This window comes from Baekduia soli, from assembly GCF_007970665.1.
GTDB lineage: Bacteria > Actinomycetota > Thermoleophilia > Solirubrobacterales > Solirubrobacteraceae > Baekduia > Baekduia soli.
In genome coordinates, this window is record NZ_CP042430.1 from 1942036 (window position 1) to 1956072 (window position 14037).

At 73.8% G+C, this 14037-nt stretch carries 18 protein-coding genes; 15 read left to right on the forward strand and 3 right to left on the reverse strand.

Features of this window, described 5'->3' with window-relative positions:
- The first annotated feature begins 12 nt into the window (after positions 1 to 12).
- Positions 13 to 576, forward strand: a complete 564-nt coding sequence (locus FSW04_RS28125) for an acyl-CoA dehydrogenase family protein (protein ID WP_321167687.1) — start codon at positions 13 to 15, stop codon at positions 574 to 576.
- Positions 573 to 1142, forward strand: a complete 570-nt coding sequence (locus FSW04_RS28130) for an acyl-CoA dehydrogenase family protein (protein WP_321167688.1) — start codon at positions 573 to 575, stop codon at positions 1140 to 1142. The genes FSW04_RS28125 and FSW04_RS28130 overlap by 4 nt, the downstream gene beginning before the upstream one ends.
- On the opposite strand, the gene FSW04_RS09025 is transcribed toward FSW04_RS28130, so the two are convergent.
- Both FSW04_RS09025 and FSW04_RS09030 read right to left on the reverse strand, forming a co-directional pair.
- Positions 1139 to 1798: a response regulator gene (locus FSW04_RS09025; RefSeq protein ID WP_146918452.1), complete on the reverse strand. Its 660-nt coding sequence runs from the start codon at positions 1796 to 1798 to the stop codon at positions 1139 to 1141. The two genes, FSW04_RS28130 and FSW04_RS09025, sit on opposite strands and share 4 nt — an antisense overlap.
- Positions 1795 to 2757 carry a sensor histidine kinase gene (locus FSW04_RS09030; RefSeq protein ID WP_146918454.1) on the reverse strand — a complete coding sequence of 321 codons (963 nt, stop codon included), beginning with the start codon at positions 2755 to 2757 and terminating at the stop codon, positions 1795 to 1797. The genes FSW04_RS09025 and FSW04_RS09030 overlap by 4 nt, the downstream gene beginning before the upstream one ends.
- A gap of 118 nt (positions 2758 to 2875) precedes the next feature.
- Here FSW04_RS09030 and FSW04_RS25790 point away from each other — a divergent pair, with 118 nt between their 5' ends.
- The 3 genes from FSW04_RS25790 to FSW04_RS09040 are packed head-to-tail and all read left to right on the forward strand — an operon-like array spanning position 2876 to position 4599.
- Positions 2876 to 3028, forward strand: coding sequence for a hypothetical protein (locus FSW04_RS25790; RefSeq protein WP_187369364.1), 153 nt, complete (start codon positions 2876 to 2878; stop codon positions 3026 to 3028).
- Positions 3029 to 3034: 6 nt separating this feature from the next.
- A complete protein-coding gene (locus FSW04_RS09035; RefSeq protein WP_146918457.1) occupies positions 3035 to 4276 on the forward strand; it encodes a potassium/proton antiporter in 1242 nt (413 codons plus the stop codon).
- Entirely contained in the window at positions 4273 to 4599 is a 327-nt protein-coding gene (locus tag FSW04_RS09040; protein WP_146918459.1) for a cupredoxin domain-containing protein, read from the forward strand. Before FSW04_RS09035 ends, FSW04_RS09040 begins: the two co-directional genes overlap by 4 nt.
- Before the next feature lie 120 nt (positions 4600 to 4719).
- On the opposite strand, the gene FSW04_RS09045 is transcribed toward FSW04_RS09040, so the two are convergent.
- Entirely contained in the window at positions 4720 to 4959 is a 240-nt protein-coding gene (locus tag FSW04_RS09045) for a hypothetical protein (RefSeq protein ID WP_146918461.1), read from the reverse strand.
- 124 nt (positions 4960 to 5083) lie between these two features.
- Between FSW04_RS09045 and FSW04_RS09050 the strand changes: the two genes are divergently transcribed.
- The 10 genes from FSW04_RS09050 (at position 5084) to FSW04_RS09095 (ending at position 14030) form a co-directional block, all read left to right on the forward strand.
- Positions 5084 to 5521, forward strand: coding sequence for a cobalamin B12-binding domain-containing protein (locus tag FSW04_RS09050; protein ID WP_146918463.1), 438 nt, complete (start codon positions 5084 to 5086; stop codon positions 5519 to 5521).
- 123 nt (positions 5522 to 5644) lie between these two features.
- On the forward strand, positions 5645 to 6442 hold the full coding sequence (locus FSW04_RS09055) for an electron transfer flavoprotein subunit beta/FixA family protein (RefSeq protein ID WP_146918465.1): 798 nt from the start codon (positions 5645 to 5647) through the stop codon (positions 6440 to 6442).
- Between the two features lie 30 nt (positions 6443 to 6472).
- The gene (locus FSW04_RS09060) at positions 6473 to 7447 is read left to right on the forward strand and encodes an electron transfer flavoprotein subunit alpha/FixB family protein (RefSeq protein ID WP_146918468.1); all 975 of its coding nucleotides are present in this window, start codon (positions 6473 to 6475) and stop codon (positions 7445 to 7447) included.
- 4 nt (positions 7448 to 7451) lie between these two features.
- Positions 7452 to 9194: an electron transfer flavoprotein-ubiquinone oxidoreductase gene (locus FSW04_RS09065; protein WP_146918470.1), complete on the forward strand. Its 1743-nt coding sequence runs from the start codon at positions 7452 to 7454 to the stop codon at positions 9192 to 9194.
- A 127-nt stretch (positions 9195 to 9321) separates the two neighbouring features.
- Positions 9322 to 10065, forward strand: a complete 744-nt coding sequence (locus FSW04_RS09070; protein WP_146918472.1) for a CARDB domain-containing protein — start codon at positions 9322 to 9324, stop codon at positions 10063 to 10065.
- Between the two features lie 58 nt (positions 10066 to 10123).
- Positions 10124 to 10342: a 50S ribosomal protein L31 gene (gene rpmE / locus FSW04_RS09075; RefSeq protein WP_146918474.1), complete on the forward strand. Its 219-nt coding sequence runs from the start codon at positions 10124 to 10126 to the stop codon at positions 10340 to 10342.
- An 11-nt stretch (positions 10343 to 10353) separates the two neighbouring features.
- The gene (locus tag FSW04_RS09080) at positions 10354 to 11397 is read left to right on the forward strand and encodes a DUF1385 domain-containing protein (protein ID WP_146918476.1); all 1044 of its coding nucleotides are present in this window, start codon (positions 10354 to 10356) and stop codon (positions 11395 to 11397) included.
- A 107-nt stretch (positions 11398 to 11504) separates the two neighbouring features.
- A complete protein-coding gene (prfA, locus tag FSW04_RS09085) occupies positions 11505 to 12548 on the forward strand; it encodes a peptide chain release factor 1 (RefSeq protein WP_146918478.1) in 1044 nt (347 codons plus the stop codon).
- A gap of 16 nt (positions 12549 to 12564) precedes the next feature.
- Positions 12565 to 13407 carry a peptide chain release factor N(5)-glutamine methyltransferase gene (gene prmC / locus FSW04_RS09090; protein WP_146918480.1) on the forward strand — a complete coding sequence of 281 codons (843 nt, stop codon included), beginning with the start codon at positions 12565 to 12567 and terminating at the stop codon, positions 13405 to 13407.
- Positions 13404 to 14030, forward strand: a complete 627-nt coding sequence (locus FSW04_RS09095) for an L-threonylcarbamoyladenylate synthase (protein ID WP_146918482.1) — start codon at positions 13404 to 13406, stop codon at positions 14028 to 14030. Before prmC ends, FSW04_RS09095 begins: the two co-directional genes overlap by 4 nt.
- The last annotated feature ends 7 nt before the right edge of the window (positions 14031 to 14037 follow it).

A 14037-nucleotide genomic window follows, 5' to 3' on the forward strand; every position in this document is an offset into this window, starting at 1 on the left:
GAGCAGCCGGCCGTGAGCCTGTCCGAGCTGGACGACGAGCAGCGCGAGATCCGCGACCTGGCGCGCCGCTTCGCCGACGAGGAGATCGCCCCGCACGCCGCGGGCTGGGACCGCGAGCACCGCTTCCCGCGGGAGGTGTTCGCGGCACTGGGCGAGCTCGGGCTCATGGGGGCGTGCGTGCCCGTCGAGCACGGCGGGGCGGGCGCCGACTTCCTGTCCTACGTTCTCGTGCTCGAGGAGCTCTCGCGCGCCGACGCGGGCGTGGGCGTGACCGTCGCCGTGCACACCAGCGCCGGGACCCTGCCGATCCTGGCCCACGGCACGCCCGAGCAGATCGACCGCCTCGTGCCCGCGCTGGCCCAGGGCCACGAGATCGCCGCGTTCGCGCTGACGGAGTCGGGCTCGGGCTCGGACGCCGGGGCGATGCGCACCCGGGCCGACGACGAGGGGCGCGTGACCGGCACCAAGCAGTGGATCACCAACGGCTCGCACGCCCACACGTTCATCGTGTTCGCGAAGGACCCGGACAAGCCCTCGGCCTACCTCGTCCGCCGCGGCGCCCCGGTTTCTCCGTGACGCGCGAGGAGGAGAAGCTGGGGCTCAACTCCTCCTCGACGGCCGACCTCGCGTTCGACGGCACGCCCGGGGAGCGGCTCGGCCCGGCCGGCGGCGGCATGCGCGTCGCGCTCGCCACGCTGGACGGCGGGCGCATCGGGATCGCCGCGCAGGCCGTCGGCATCGCCCAGGCGGCGCTGGACGTCGCGGCGTCCTACGCGAAGGAGCGCCACGCGTTCGGCCGGCCCATCGGCGGGTTCGGCGCCATCCAGCAGAAGCTGGCCGACATGCAGACCGAGATCGAGGCCGCCCGCGCCCTGGTCTGGCGCGCCGCCCGGCTCAAGCAGGCCGGCCGCCCGCACACCGTCGAGGGTGCCCAGGCCAAGCTGTTCGCCTCCCGGGTCGCGCGCCACTGGACCGGGGAGGCGATCCAGGTCCTCGGCGGCTACGGCTACACCCGCGAGTTCCCGGTCGAGCGCTATTACCGCGACGCGAAGATCACCGAGATCTACGAGGGCACGAGCGAGATCCAGCGGCTGGTCATCGCCCGCGCGCTGCTCGGCGACGCCGCGCGCGAGTCCGCCTAGGGCTCCACGAGCCCGCGGCGGATGGCATAGCGCGTGAGCTGCACGCGGTCGCGCATCCCGAGCTTGGCGAGCACGTTCTCGCGGTGGCGCTCGACCGTGCGCGGGCTGATGGTCAGCAGCTCGGCGATCTGCTCGGTCGTGTGGGCCTCGGCCACGAGCTTGACGACCTCCTGCTCGCGCCGGGTGAGGACCTCGCCGTCGGTCTCCTCCCCGGCGGCGGCGGCGTCGAGGTGCTCGCGGATGATCGTCCGCACCGCGGGCGGGTACAGGAACGGCTCGCCGCGCAGCGCGGCCCGGCAGGCCTCGAGCAGGTCGCGGTCGGCGGCCGACTTGAGCACGTAGCCGGCGGCCCCGGCGTTGAGGGCCTCGAAGAAGTACTGGTCGGCGTCGTGCATCGAGAGCATCAGGACGCGCAGGCCCGGCCGGTGACGCAGGAGCTCGCGGGCGGCCTGCAGCCCGGTGCGACGCGGCATCGCGACGTCGAGGATCGCGAGGTCGACATCCTCGGCGAGGCCGAGTCGCACGGCCTCGATCCCGTCCTGGGCCTCGGCGACGACCCGCAGGTCCGGCGCGGCGTCCAGCACATGGCGCAGGCCGCGCCGGACGAGCACGTGGTCGTCGGCGATGAGCACGCCCGCCACCAGCGGGACGCTCACGACCGCGCCCCCGCCACGGCGACGGGGACGGTGAGGCGCACCTCGGTGCCGCCCTGTGGGCCGGGCCCGACCACGAGCGCGCCGCCGGCCAGCATCGCCCGCTCGCGCATGCCCTGCAGGCCGGTGCCGGAGGCGCCGGGCGGGATCCCGCGCCCGTCGTCGCAGACCACGAGCTCGAGCCGCCCGGCGGGGGCGCGGGCGACCAGCAGCACCTCGCGCGCGCCCGCGTGGCGCGCGACGTTGGTCAGCGCCTCCTGGGCGACCCGGTACACGACGAGCTCGACCTCGGGCGCGAGCGCCGGGAGCCCGGCGTCGAGCACGCGGCGCACGCGCACCTGGGCCCGGTCGGCCAGCGTCGAGGCCAGGGCCACGAGCGCGCCGCGCAGGCCGAAGTCCTCCAGCGCCTCCGGGCGCAGCCCGCGCGCGATCTCCCGCACGCCGTCGGAGGCCGCGCGCACCGCCTCGCGGGCAGCGGCGATCCGCTCGTCGCGGGCGCCGGGCTCCAGGTCCTCGATGCCCTGCAGCTCCAGCGCCACCCCGGTGAGCGCCTGGCCCACCTCGTCGTGCAGCTCGCGGCCGAGGCGCTCGCGCTCGCGCTCCTGGGCGGCGATCGCGGCGCGGGCGCTGGCCCGGCGCTCGTGCAGCAGCCGGCCGACCATCGCGTCGAAGGCCCGGGCGAGCGCGGCGACCTCGCCGGCGCCGGTGCGCGGGCCGTGGGGCGGGGCGGGGGCGAGCGGGTCGACGGCGGCCATCTCGCCCGCCAGCGCGCGCAGCGGGCGCAGCGTGCGGCGCATGGCGACCACGTTGACGGCCAGCGCCAGCGCGGTGCCCACGGCCAGGACGCCCGCCTCGCCGGCGGTGATGCGCGCGCTGATCGTCGCGGGGGAGGCGGCCAGGATCAGCGCGCCCACGAGCACGACGAGGGCGTTGCCGAGGACCACGCGCTGCAGCATCGTCATGTCCCCATGGTGGCGTGCCGGGGGCGTCACCGGGATGGGGAGTGGCGCCCATGGCGCCGGCGGTCCACGCGCCGGACCATGGAGTGCGTCCTGAACACCACGATCCCCAGGAGGCGCCATGGCCGAGCAGCACCCTGACCCCACCATGCAGCAGACGACCGCCGAGGAGCGCGCGGCCGCACGCCGCGAGGAGCGCCGCGGCTGGATGACGCTCACCGCGATCTTCGTCGCCGGCGCGATCATCGTCGTCATCGCCGCGCTGGCGACATAGCGCCGCATGGAGGACGGAACGCTCCTGCTCGTCGTCGGCGCCCTGCTCGCCGGCGGCATCGTCGTCTCCCAGCTCGGGGACCGCCTACGGGTCCCCGGGCTGGTGCTCGTGCTCGGGCTCGGCATGGCGCTGGGCTCCGACGGGCTCGGCCTCATCCACTTCGACGACTACGGCCTCGCGCGCACCGTGGGCATCATCGCGCTGGCCCTCATCCTCTTCGAGGGCGGGCTGGCCGCGGGCCTGCCCGAGATCCGCCCGGTGCTGCGCCCCGCGCTCGCCCTCGCCCTGGTCGGCACGACGCTGACGGCCGTCCTCGCGGGCCTGGCCGCGTCGTGGCTGCTGGACCTCTCGCTGCTGGAGGGCATGCTCCTGGGCTCCATCCTGGCCGCGACCGACGGCGCGGCGATCTTCGCGATCCTGCGCGGCTCGACGCTGCGCCGCCGGGTCGCGCGCACGCTGGAGGGCGAGGCCGGCCTCAACGACCCCGTGGCCGTGCTGCTGGTCATCGGCTTCGGCTCCTGGATCACCACGCCGGGCTACGGCCCGGCCGACATGGCCGTGTCCTTCGTCGTCGAGCTCGGGGTCGGCGCGGTGGCCGGCCTGGCGATCGGCGCCCTGGGCGCCGCGCTGCTGCGGCACGTCCCGCTCACCACCCCGGGCCTGTACCCCGTCGCCTCCATGGCGCTCGGCGCGATCGCCTTCGGCGCCGGCGACGCGCTGCACGGCTCGGGCTTCCTGTCCATCTACCTCGCAGGCCTCGTCCTCGGCGGCACCCAGCTCGCCCAGCTCGAGGCGATGGCCACCTTCCACGACGGCCTGGCGTGGGTGGCCCAGCTCGTCATGTTCCTCGTGCTCGGACTGCTCGTCTTCCCGGGCGACCTGCCCGGCGTCGGCGTGCAGGGCACCGTGCTGGCGCTCCTCGCCGCGGTGGTCGCGCGGCCGCTGGCGACGGTCGTCGCCACCACCGGGTCCGGCTTCGCGCTGCGCGAGCAGGCCGTGCTCGGGTGGGCCGGGCTGCGCGGGGCGGTCCCCGTCGTGCTGGCGACGTTCCCGGTGCTGGCCGGCGTTCCGCGCAGCGAGGAGTTCTTCGCGATCGCGTTCTTCGCGGTCCTGGTCTCCACGGTGCTGCAGGGCACGACGTTCGAGGCGCTGGCCCGCCGGCTGGGCGTCACCACCGGGCAGGCGGCGCTGCCGGAGCGCCCGGCTGCGCCCGTCGCGCCACCGGTCCCCGTAGCATCGCGGGCATGAAGAAGCTCATCGCCGCCGGCGCGGCCGCGGCCATCGCCGCCGGCGCCCTCGCCATCCCGGCCCTCGCGGCCACCCGCACCGTGTCCGTCAAGGACAACGTGTTCGTGGCCAAGTCGATCACGATCCGCAAGGGGTCGACGGTCCGGTGGGTCTGGAAGGGGTCCGCGCCGCACAACGTGACCGTGACCAAGGGGCCGGTGAAGTTCCGGTCCTCGACCAAGGTCAAGGGGTCGTACTCCAAGAAGCTCACGCGCAGGGGGACCTACACGATCCTCTGCACGATCCACGCCCCCGGGATGAAGATGACGATCCACGTGAAGTAGGCCGTTGCGCCCGGGCGCCCTCCGACGCCCGGGCGCGGTGGGACCCGGGCGTGGGTGGCTGGGGCGGAGCGCCCAGCCACCCACGCCGACGGCGCGAGCGACCACGGACGACCGCAAGCCTCAGCCCAGGTCGAGCTTGAGCTGACCCGTCGGGCGCAGCGGCCGCGTCCGCGGCTCGGAGTCCGGGGGGCCGGCCTCCTTGTAGACCGACAGCACGTCGCGGGGCGACAGCGGGCCGGCCGGCCGGCCGTCGCAGCGGTCGACCATCAGGCGGCCCAGGCGCACGCCCGCCACCACCGCGTGGAAGCGCCCGGTCACGCCCCGGGCGAGGATCACATCGCCGACCTCGATCTCCGCCATCGTCGGAGGCAGCCTACCGGCGCGCGCGCTCGCGACCGGTCCGTGCCGGGGCGCCAGGACGCGCCGGCCCGCCCCGGAGCGGTACGATCTCGCGGCCTCCGGCCGGCCGGAAGGAGCCGCACTCATGTCCGCATCCACCACTCAGCGCAAGATCCGCGTCGTCGTCGCCAAGCCTGGTCTGGACGGCCACGACCGGGGCGCCAAGATCATCGCGAGGGCGTTGCGCGATGCCGGGATGGAGGTGATCTACACGGGGTTGCACCAGACGCCCGAGCAGATCGTCGAGACCGTCATCCAGGAGGACGCCGACGCGGTGGGCCTGTCGATCCTGTCGGGGGCGCACATGACGCTGGTGCCGCGGATCGTGCAGCTGCTGTCCGAGCAGGGCATCGACGACGTGCTGGTGACGGTGGGCGGGACGATCCCCGCCGACGACATCGGCCCGCTCAAGGAGCTGGGGGTGGCCGAGGTGTTCACGCCCGGCGCGCCGACCCAGGCCATCATCGACTTCATCCGGTCCGCCGTCGAGGCGTCGCGGGTGGACGGGGCACCGTCCGCCTGAGCCGCCACGCCGGTCCGGTTGCACACCCAAGGAGCGGCAGGTGGCCCCGCGCCCGATTGACTCGTCAGTCAACCCAGCCGGTACCATGCCGATCGTTCGTTCGCCAGAGGAGGTACTGACACCGTGAAGATCGCCGTGTTGGTCAAGGAAGTCCCGGACGCCGCCGTCCAGAAGCGCATCGACCCCTCGTCGGGGCGCCTGGATCGCAGCGGTGAGAAGAACCTCAACCCGTATGACACGCACGCCATCGAGGCGGCCATGCAGATCAGGGAGGGCGGCGCCGTCGAGGTCGACGAGATCGTCGCCGTGACCATGGGCCCGGAGTCCGCGGTCCGCGCGCTGCACAAGGCCGTGTCGCTCGGTGCCGACCGCTCGGTCCACCTGACCGACCCCGCGCTGGCCGGCTCCGACGTCGCCGCCACCGGCTACGCCCTGGCCCAGGTGCTCCGGCGCGAGAGCCCCGACCTCGTCCTGCTCGGTCAGCAGAGCGACGACGGCGAGTGCTACACGATCGGCGCCGTCGTGGCCGAGTACCTCGGCCAGCCGTCGCTGACCCAGGTCATCAAGCTCGACATCGCCGGCGACGAGCTCACCTGCGAGCGCCAGGCCGAGTACGGCTACGACACCGTCAACGTCAAGCTCCCGGCCGTCATCTCGGTCGGCGACGCGATCAACGAGCCGCGCTACCCCTCGCTGAAGGCGATCATGGGCGCCAAGAAGAAGCCGCTGGACACGCTGGCCACCGGGGACGTCGACATCGACGCGTCGAAGGTCGGCGCCGAGGGCTCGCACGTCGCGTGCGGCGACTTCAAGGCCCCGCCCTCGAAGTCGGCCGGCACGATCATCGAGGACGAGGGTGACACCGACGACACCGTCGGCAAGATCATCGCCTGGCTCGACGAGCGCAAGCTCCTGGCCTGAGCCGAAGCCGAGAAGAGGAGAACCACAGCGATGAGCAACATCCTGGTCTACGCGCTCCACCACGAGGGCGCCTTCAACAAGAACTCGCTCGGCGCGGTCGCCGAGGCCTCCCGCCTGGCGGGCGAGCTCGGCGGCGAGGCCCACGCGGTCGTCGTCGGCGCGGGCATCGCCGACGACCTGGCGGCGACGCTGGGCAGCTACGGCGCGACGAAGGTCTACAAGGCCGACGGCCCCGAGGGCCTGTCGGGCCCGGTCATCGACGTCATGGGCAAGCTGTTCGACGGCGGCGACTACCAGTACGCCGTCTTCGGCGGCGGCCTGCTCGGCTTCGAGATCGGTGCCGGCCTCGCGGCCCGCATCGACGCCGGCGTGACCATGGAGGTCACCGCCGTCAACGTCGTCGACGGCCAGCTGGCCGCGGAGCGCCCGATCCTCGGCGACTCGAGCATCTCCACCTCGCGCTACAAGGGCAAGGGCATCATCATCGCCCGCCTCAACGCGTTCGAGGTCAAGGAGACCGGCGGCTCGGCCGCCTCCGTCGAGCAGGTGTCCTACGAGGCATCGACGCAGTCCCAGCAGGCCAACATCGTCACCCGCGGCGAGCAGCGCGGCGCCGACGTCGACATCGAGGGGGCCAGCATCCTCGTCGCCGGCGGGCGCGGCCTCGGCAAGGCCGAGGGCTTCCAGCTGGCCGAGGACCTGGCCAAGGCGTTCGGCGGCAACGCCGCCGTCGCGGCGACCCGCGCGGTCGTCGACGCCGGCTGGTACCCCTACGCGGCGCAGATCGGGCAGACGGGCAAGACCGTCGCGCCGAAGCTGTACCTCGCGGCCGGCATCTCCGGGGCGATCCAGCACAAGGTCGGCATGCAGTCCTCGGAGAACATCGTGGCGATCAACAAGGACGCCAACGCCCCGATCTTCGAGTTCTCCGACCTGGGGATCGTCGGAGACCTGAACAAGATCCTGCCCAAGCTGACCGAGGCGGTGAAGGCCCGCAAGGGCTAGCGCGATGGCGTCGAGCAACGGGAACGGCCGGGTCGCACCGTCGGCGTATCCGCCGCCGGTCGATCCGCAGCACGAGTTCATCAAGCGCACGCTCGACGACGAGGACGAGCGCATCGAGGTCGGGGTCGTCATCGTCGGCGGCGGCACGGCGGGCCTGGCCACGGCCAACCGCCTGCTGCAGCTGCTGGGCGACGATCCGGAGACGATGGAGCGCCTCGGCGAGGTGCCGGTCGCGGTGGTCGAGAAGGCCAAGGTCTGCGGCGGGCACAACCTGTCGGGGGCCGTCGTGCGGCCGGGCCCGTTGCAGCAGCTGTACCCCGAGTATTCCCGCGAGGACTGGCGCAAGGAGGGATGGGCCTTCGGCGAGGTGACCAAGGAGGCCGTCTACCTCACGCCGACCGCCAAGCGGGCGATCCGCATCCCGCCCCCGCCGCCGTTCAAGAACCACGGCAACGAGGTCGTCTCGGTGTCGGCGCTGGCGCGCTTCCAGCAGCGGCTGGCCGAGGAGGGCGGGGCCTACGTGCTGACGGAGACGGCGGCGACGCAGCTGCTCGTCACCGACGGCCGCGTGCAGGGCGTGCGCTCGGGCGACAAGGGCCGCGGCAAGGACGGCCAGCCCCTGGGCAACTTCGAGCCCGGGACGGACATCACCGCGCAGTTCACGGTGCTGGCCGAGGGCTGCTGGGGCCACCTCACCGGCCCCGCGATCCGCGAGTTCGACCTGGCCGAGGGCGCCGAGCCGCAGACCTGGGAGCTCGGGGTCAAGGAGCTGTGGAAGGTCCCCAAGCCGCTGGACCGGCTCATCCACACGATCGGCCCGTGGCCGGTCAAGCTCTCGGCCAAGTACGGGCAGATCGGCGGCACCTGGATCTACCCGATGAAGGACGAGAAGACCGGCGACCACCTGGTCTCCATCGGCTTCGTGGTCGACCTGGACTACGCCGACGCCACCACGTCGGTCCACGACCTGCTCCAGCAGTTCAAGCTGCACCCGCTCGTGCGCCGGATCCTCGAGGGCGGCGAGCGCGTCGGCTGGGGCGCCAAGGCGCTGCCCGGCGGCGGCTACTGGTCGATGCCCAAGCTCACGATGCCCGGCGCGCTGCTGGTCGGCGACTCGGCGGGCATGGTCGACACCGTGGCGCTCAAGGGCGTCCACCACTGCATCCAGTCGGGCATCCTGGCCGGCGAGGCGATCTACAACGCGCTGAGGTCGGGCGAGACCTCGCTGGCGCCCTACGAGGACGCCGTCGAGGCGTCCTCCATCGGCAAGGAGCTCTACGAGGTCCGCAACACGCGCCAGCCCTTCCAGAAGGGCTTCCTGCGCGGCGGCCCGATCGTCAACCTGGCGATCGCCTCCAAGGGCAAGCTGCCGCCGGGCAAGCTGCCGTGGCACAGGCAGGACCAGAAGCCGATGTTCATCGGCAACACCAAGGACGGCTACCCCAAGCCGGACGGGAAGTACACGTTCGACAAGCTGTCCTCGGTCTTCATCACCGGCAACGCCACGCGCGACGACGCGCCGAACCACATCCGCGTGCAGAAGCACGTGCCGCGCGAGGTCGCCGAGACCTGGCGCTGGATGTGCCCGGCCGGCGTCTACGAGATCCCCGACGACGCGCCCGAGCACGGCAACGTCGACGTGATCGTCAACTACACCAACTGCGTGCAGTGCGGGGCGATCACGGCCAAGGGCGGCCGCCTGACGACGCCCGAGGGCGGCGACGGGCCGCTCTACCAGCAGACCTAGGGAACGCTCGGCCCGGGGCGAGGTTCCCTCAGCGGGTGTCCACCCGGGGGCGGAGCCCGCGGGTGCCGGGAACTCCTCGGTGCCGGCACCGAAACACCCCGCCCCCGGCGTTGTTCCACGATCACGGATGCGACGCCTGCTGCTCATCATCGGCTGTGCCGCGGTGGCCCTCGGGGCGGCCGCCGGCCCTGCCGTGGCCGCCGGCCGGGTCGCGCTGGCGGCCCGGGTGACGGCGTGCACGACCGGCGTCGACCCCGCCGACCGCGCGGTGGCCTTCACCGGTTCGATGCCCGCCACCGCCGGGTCGCGCTCCATGCAGATGCGCTTCGTCCTGCTCCAGCGCCGCGGCGCCACCGGGACGTTCAGGGCCGTCGACGTCCCCGACTGGGGCGGCTGGGAGCACAGCGGCCCGGGCCGGGCGGGCTTCGTCTTCACCAGGCGCATCGCGTCGCTTCTGGCGCCGGCGGGCTACCGCGCCGCGGTCTACTTCCGCTGGCTGGACCGCCGCGGCCGCGTCCAGCGGATGCTGCACCGCACGACGCCCGCCTGCGAGCAGCCCGACCTGCGCCCCGAGCTGGCCTTCGCGGGGCTCACGGCTGTCGCGACGCCCACCGGCGCCGCCTACACCGTCGCGGTGGGCAACGACGGGCGCTCGACCGCCGCGCCGTTCACGGTCGCGCTGGCGATCGACGGCGTCCCGGCCGGCACCCTCGTGCTCGGGCCGCTGGCCGCCGACGCCCGCAGCGCGGGGACGCTCCCGGCCGCCCGCTGCCGCCCGGGCAGCACGCTCACGGTGACCGTCGACGCCGGCGGCGTCGTCGACGAGAGCGACGAGACCGACAACGTCGTGCAGCGCCCCTGCCCGCTCTGAGGCGGGCGTCCAGGGGGGCCGTCACCCTGGGGACCGGCCGCTACACTGGATCCCGATCATGAAGACCGGAATCCACCCCGAGTACGTCGTCTCGCACGTTACCTGCACGTGCGGCAACGACTTCTACACCCGCTCGACCCAGGCCGAGATCCACGTCGAGGTCTGCGCGCAGTGCCACCCGTTCTACACGGGTCGCCAGAAGCTCGTGGACACCGGCGGCCGTATCGACCGGTTCAAGCGCCGCCAGGCGCGCGCCGCCGCTTCGGACAAGAAGTAGCCCCCCGGCCCATGCCGGACGCGTTGCGCCCCGCCGACGACGGCGCCGCTGTCGCCATCGGCGACGGAGCGTTCGGCGATGCGCTCGTGGCGCAGCGCGATGCCCCCGTGGGCGGCCAGGCCGTCCTCGAGGGCGTCATGATGCGCGGCATCTCGACCTGGGCGGTGGCGGTGCGCAAGCCCGCACCCGAGCAGCTGCGCGAGGGCGGCCTCGAGGCCGAGGAGGTCCCGCTCGGCGGCATCGAGGTCGTCAGCCAGCCGCTGACCTCCGTCCTCAAGAAGCACCGGCTCCTGCGGGCGCCGCTCGTGCGCGGCGTCGTCGCCCTCGGCGAGTCGCTGGGCATCGGCTTGAAGGCGCTGGGGATCAGCGCCAACGCCCAGCTGCCCGAGGACGAGGGCGACATCTCCGGCGGCGTGTGGGCCGGCACCGTCGTCGTCGCGATCCTCCTCGCGGTCGGCCTCTTCTTCGTCGTGCCCGTCGGGCTGACGAGCCTCGTCAAGGACCAGCTGGACTCGTCCTTCCTGTTCTGGCTCGTCGAGGGCCTGCTGCGCACCGCCATCTTCCTCGGCTACCTCCTCGCGCTCTCGCGGCTGCGCGACCTGCGGCGCGTCTTCGAGTACCACGGCGCCGAGCACAAGACGATCTCGTGCTACGAGGCGGGCCTGGAGCTCACGCCGGTCAACGCCCAGCGCTTCAGCCGGCTGCACCCGCGCTGCGGGACGAGCTTCCTGCTCGTGGTCATGATCGTCGCGATCTTCGTCTTCGCGCCCATCGGCCTGCCCGCCTGGTACTGGCTCGTCGCCACGCGCATCATCGGCGTGCCGCTCATCGCCGGCATCTCGTTCGAGCTCATCAAGTTCGCCGGCCAGAACCGCCGCCGCCGCTGGGTCCGCGCCGTCATTTGGCCCGGCCTGCAGCTCCAGAAGCTGACGACCCGCGAGCCCGACCTCGACCAGCTCGCCGTCGCCATCGCGGCCATGGACGCCGTCCTGGCCGTCGAGGACCCGCTCGGCGCCACCGACGCCGAGCGCGTGGGGATGGAAGTTGTCGCATGACGGCCTAGTCGGCCGCCATGCGATGGCGAGTACTCGCCCAGCAGCTCGTACTCGCGGCTCGCCGCGACCTCGGTGGTCGGGGCGGGCCAGCTAGGCTCGAAGGTCGCATGATCGAGTCCCTCGTCGAGCAGATCGAGTCGCGCTTCGGCGAGCTCGGGCGCCTCATCACCGACCCCGAGGTCATCAACGACCGCCGGCGCTACGCCGAGGTCGGCCGGGAGTACCGGCGCCTGGAGGCGGCCGCGGCGCTCGCCGAGGAGTGGCGGCACGCCGGCGACGACGCCGCCGGGGCCCGGGAGCTGCTGGAGGAGGGCGAGGACCCCGAGCTGCGCGAGCTGCTGCGCACCTCCGAGGCGCGCCTGGAGGAGCTGGGGGAGGAAATCCGCCTGGCGATGGTCGAGCCCGATCCCAACGACGACAAGAACGTCATCGTCGAGATCCAGGGGGGCGCGGGCGGCGAGGAGGCCGGCCTCTGGGCGGGCGACCTCTACCGCATGTTCACCCGCTACGCCGAGCGCCGTGGCTTCTCGACCGAGCCGCTGGACGTCGGCGACGGCAAGTACACCTTCGCGATCAAGGGCAACGGCGCCTACTCGGTGTTCAAGTTCGAGGGCGGCACGCACCGCGTCCAGCGCGTGCCGGCCACGGAGTCCCAGGGCCGCATCCACACCTCGACCGCGACGGTCGCCGTGCTGCCCGAGGCCGAGGACGTCGACGTCCACATCGACCCCAACGACCTGCAGATCGACGTCTATCGCTCGGGCGGGCCGGGCGGCCAGTCGGTCAACACCACCGACTCGGCGGTGCGCATCACCCACAAGCCGTCGGGCGTCGCGGTCGCGATGCAGGACGAGAAGAGCCAGCTGCAGAACCGCGAGAAGGCGATGCGCGTCCTGCGCGCCCGGCTCTACGAGCGCGCGCTGGCCGAGCAGCAGGCCGCCGCCGCCGACGCCCGCCGCTCGCAGGTCGGGACGGGCGACCGCGCCGAGAAGATCAGGACCTACAACTACGGCGAGCGGCGCGTGACCGACCACCGGATCAAGCACACGGCCCACAACCTCGACGCGATCCTCGAGGGCGAGCTCGACGCGTTCACCGCCGCGCTGCAGGACGACGAGAAGCGGCGCGGGCTCGAGGAGGCCGCGACCTGATGCGGTGGCCGCACCGATGACGATCGGCGCCGGCGTCCCCGTGCGCGACGCGCTGGACTCCGCCCTCGTGGCCCTGCAGGGCGCGGGCGTGGACTCCCCGCGCCTGGACGCCGAGGTCCTGCTCGCCCACGCGCTGGGCGTGGATCGCGCCGCGCTGTGGCTGCATCCCGAGCGCGAGGTCACCGGCGCGGCCACGCGCTGGTTCCGCGACGCCGTGCGCCGCCGCGCCGTCGGGCGCGAGCCCGTGGCCTACCTCACGGGCCGCCGTGGCTTCCGCCACCTCGACCTCGAGGTCGACCCGCGCGTGCTCATCCCGCGCCCGGAGACCGAGCACCTCGTCGAGGCGCTGCTGGACCTGCCCCACGGGGTCGCGGTCCACGACGTCGGGACGGGCAGCGGCGCGATCGCCCTGGCCCTCAAGGACGAGCGCCCCGACCTGCGCGTGGGCGCCAGCGACGTCAGCCCCGGCGCCCTGGCCGTCGCGCACGCCAACGCCCGCCGCCTCGGGATCGACGTGGCCTTCACCGAGGGCGACCTCCTGGACGGCGTGGACGGCGGCGACCTGCACGCCGTGGTCTCCAACCCGCCCTACGTCGCCGAGGGCGAGCGCGCCGCGCTGCCTCGCGACGTCGCCGCCCACGAGCCGGGCCTGGCCCTGTTCGCCGGCGCCGAGGGCCTGGGGGTCATCCGCCCGCTCGTCACGCAGTCCGCCGGCACCGCCGCACGCGTCCTGGCTCTGGAGGTCGGAGCCGGGCAGGCGCCCGTCGTCCGCGGCCTCGTGGCCGCGGCGGGCTTCGACGACGTCACCGTCATCCGCGACCTGGCCGGCATCGAGCGCGTCGTGGTGGGGCGCCGGTGATCACGCCCGACCAGGCGGCGACCTTCGAGCGCTGCATGGCCGTCGGCGGCGTCGCGCTCTTCGGCGCCGACACCGTCTACGGGCTGGCCTGCGACCCCGGCAACGACGAGGCGGTCCGGCGGCTGTACGCGATCAAGCGCCGGCGCCCCGACCGCCCCGCCGCCGTCATGTTCTTCTCGCGGGAGCTCGCGCTCGCCGCGCTGCCCGAGGTGGGCCCCCGCACCGTCGCGGGCCTCGAGGCCCTGCTGCCCGGGGGCGTGACCGTGCTGCTGCCCAACCCGCTGCGCCGCTACCCGCTGGCCTGCGGCCCCGACCCCGACGCGCCGCTCGGGCTGCGCGTGCCGGCCCTCGGCCCCGCCGCGGCCGGGCTGGCGGCCGTGCGCTGGCCCGTGCTGCAGTCCAGCGCCAACCTGTCGGGCGAGCCCGAGGCCCGGCGGCTGGAGGACGTCGCCGCCGTCGTGCGCGACGACGTCGACCTCGTGCTCGACGCGGGGGAGCTCGCGGGCCGCGCGTCGACGGTCATCGACCTGCGCCGCTACGAGGACGACGGCCACTGGGAGATCGTGCGCGAGGGCGCCGTGAGCCCGGGCTGCGTCGAGGCCGCCCTCGGCGCGTTGGGCTGAGGTATGT

Excerpts from the sequence above, each read along its gene's own strand:
- prmC (WP_146918480.1), top strand. The coding sequence starts at position 12,565 with ATGACGATCGGCGCCGGCGTCCCCGTGCGCGACGCGCTGGACTCCGCC.
- FSW04_RS09060 (WP_146918468.1), top strand. The coding sequence starts at position 6,473 with ATGAGCAACATCCTGGTCTACGCGCTCCACCACGAGGGCGCCTTCAAC.
- FSW04_RS09045 (WP_146918461.1), bottom strand. The coding sequence starts at position 4,959 with ATGGCGGAGATCGAGGTCGGCGATGTGATCCTCGCCCGGGGCGTGACC.
- FSW04_RS09065 (WP_146918470.1), top strand. The coding sequence starts at position 7,452 with ATGGCGTCGAGCAACGGGAACGGCCGGGTCGCACCGTCGGCGTATCCG.
- FSW04_RS09080 (WP_146918476.1), top strand. The coding sequence starts at position 10,354 with ATGCCGGACGCGTTGCGCCCCGCCGACGACGGCGCCGCTGTCGCCATC.
- FSW04_RS25790 (WP_187369364.1), top strand. The coding sequence starts at position 2,876 with ATGGCCGAGCAGCACCCTGACCCCACCATGCAGCAGACGACCGCCGAG.
- FSW04_RS09030 (WP_146918454.1), bottom strand. The coding sequence starts at position 2,757 with ATGACGATGCTGCAGCGCGTGGTCCTCGGCAACGCCCTCGTCGTGCTC.
- FSW04_RS09035 (WP_146918457.1), top strand. The coding sequence starts at position 3,035 with ATGGAGGACGGAACGCTCCTGCTCGTCGTCGGCGCCCTGCTCGCCGGC.
- FSW04_RS09050 (WP_146918463.1), top strand. The coding sequence starts at position 5,084 with ATGTCCGCATCCACCACTCAGCGCAAGATCCGCGTCGTCGTCGCCAAG.
- prfA (WP_146918478.1), top strand. The coding sequence starts at position 11,505 with ATGATCGAGTCCCTCGTCGAGCAGATCGAGTCGCGCTTCGGCGAGCTC.
- rpmE (WP_146918474.1), top strand. The coding sequence starts at position 10,124 with ATGAAGACCGGAATCCACCCCGAGTACGTCGTCTCGCACGTTACCTGC.
- FSW04_RS09070 (WP_146918472.1), top strand. The coding sequence starts at position 9,322 with ATGCGACGCCTGCTGCTCATCATCGGCTGTGCCGCGGTGGCCCTCGGG.
- FSW04_RS09040 (WP_146918459.1), top strand. The coding sequence starts at position 4,273 with ATGAAGAAGCTCATCGCCGCCGGCGCGGCCGCGGCCATCGCCGCCGGC.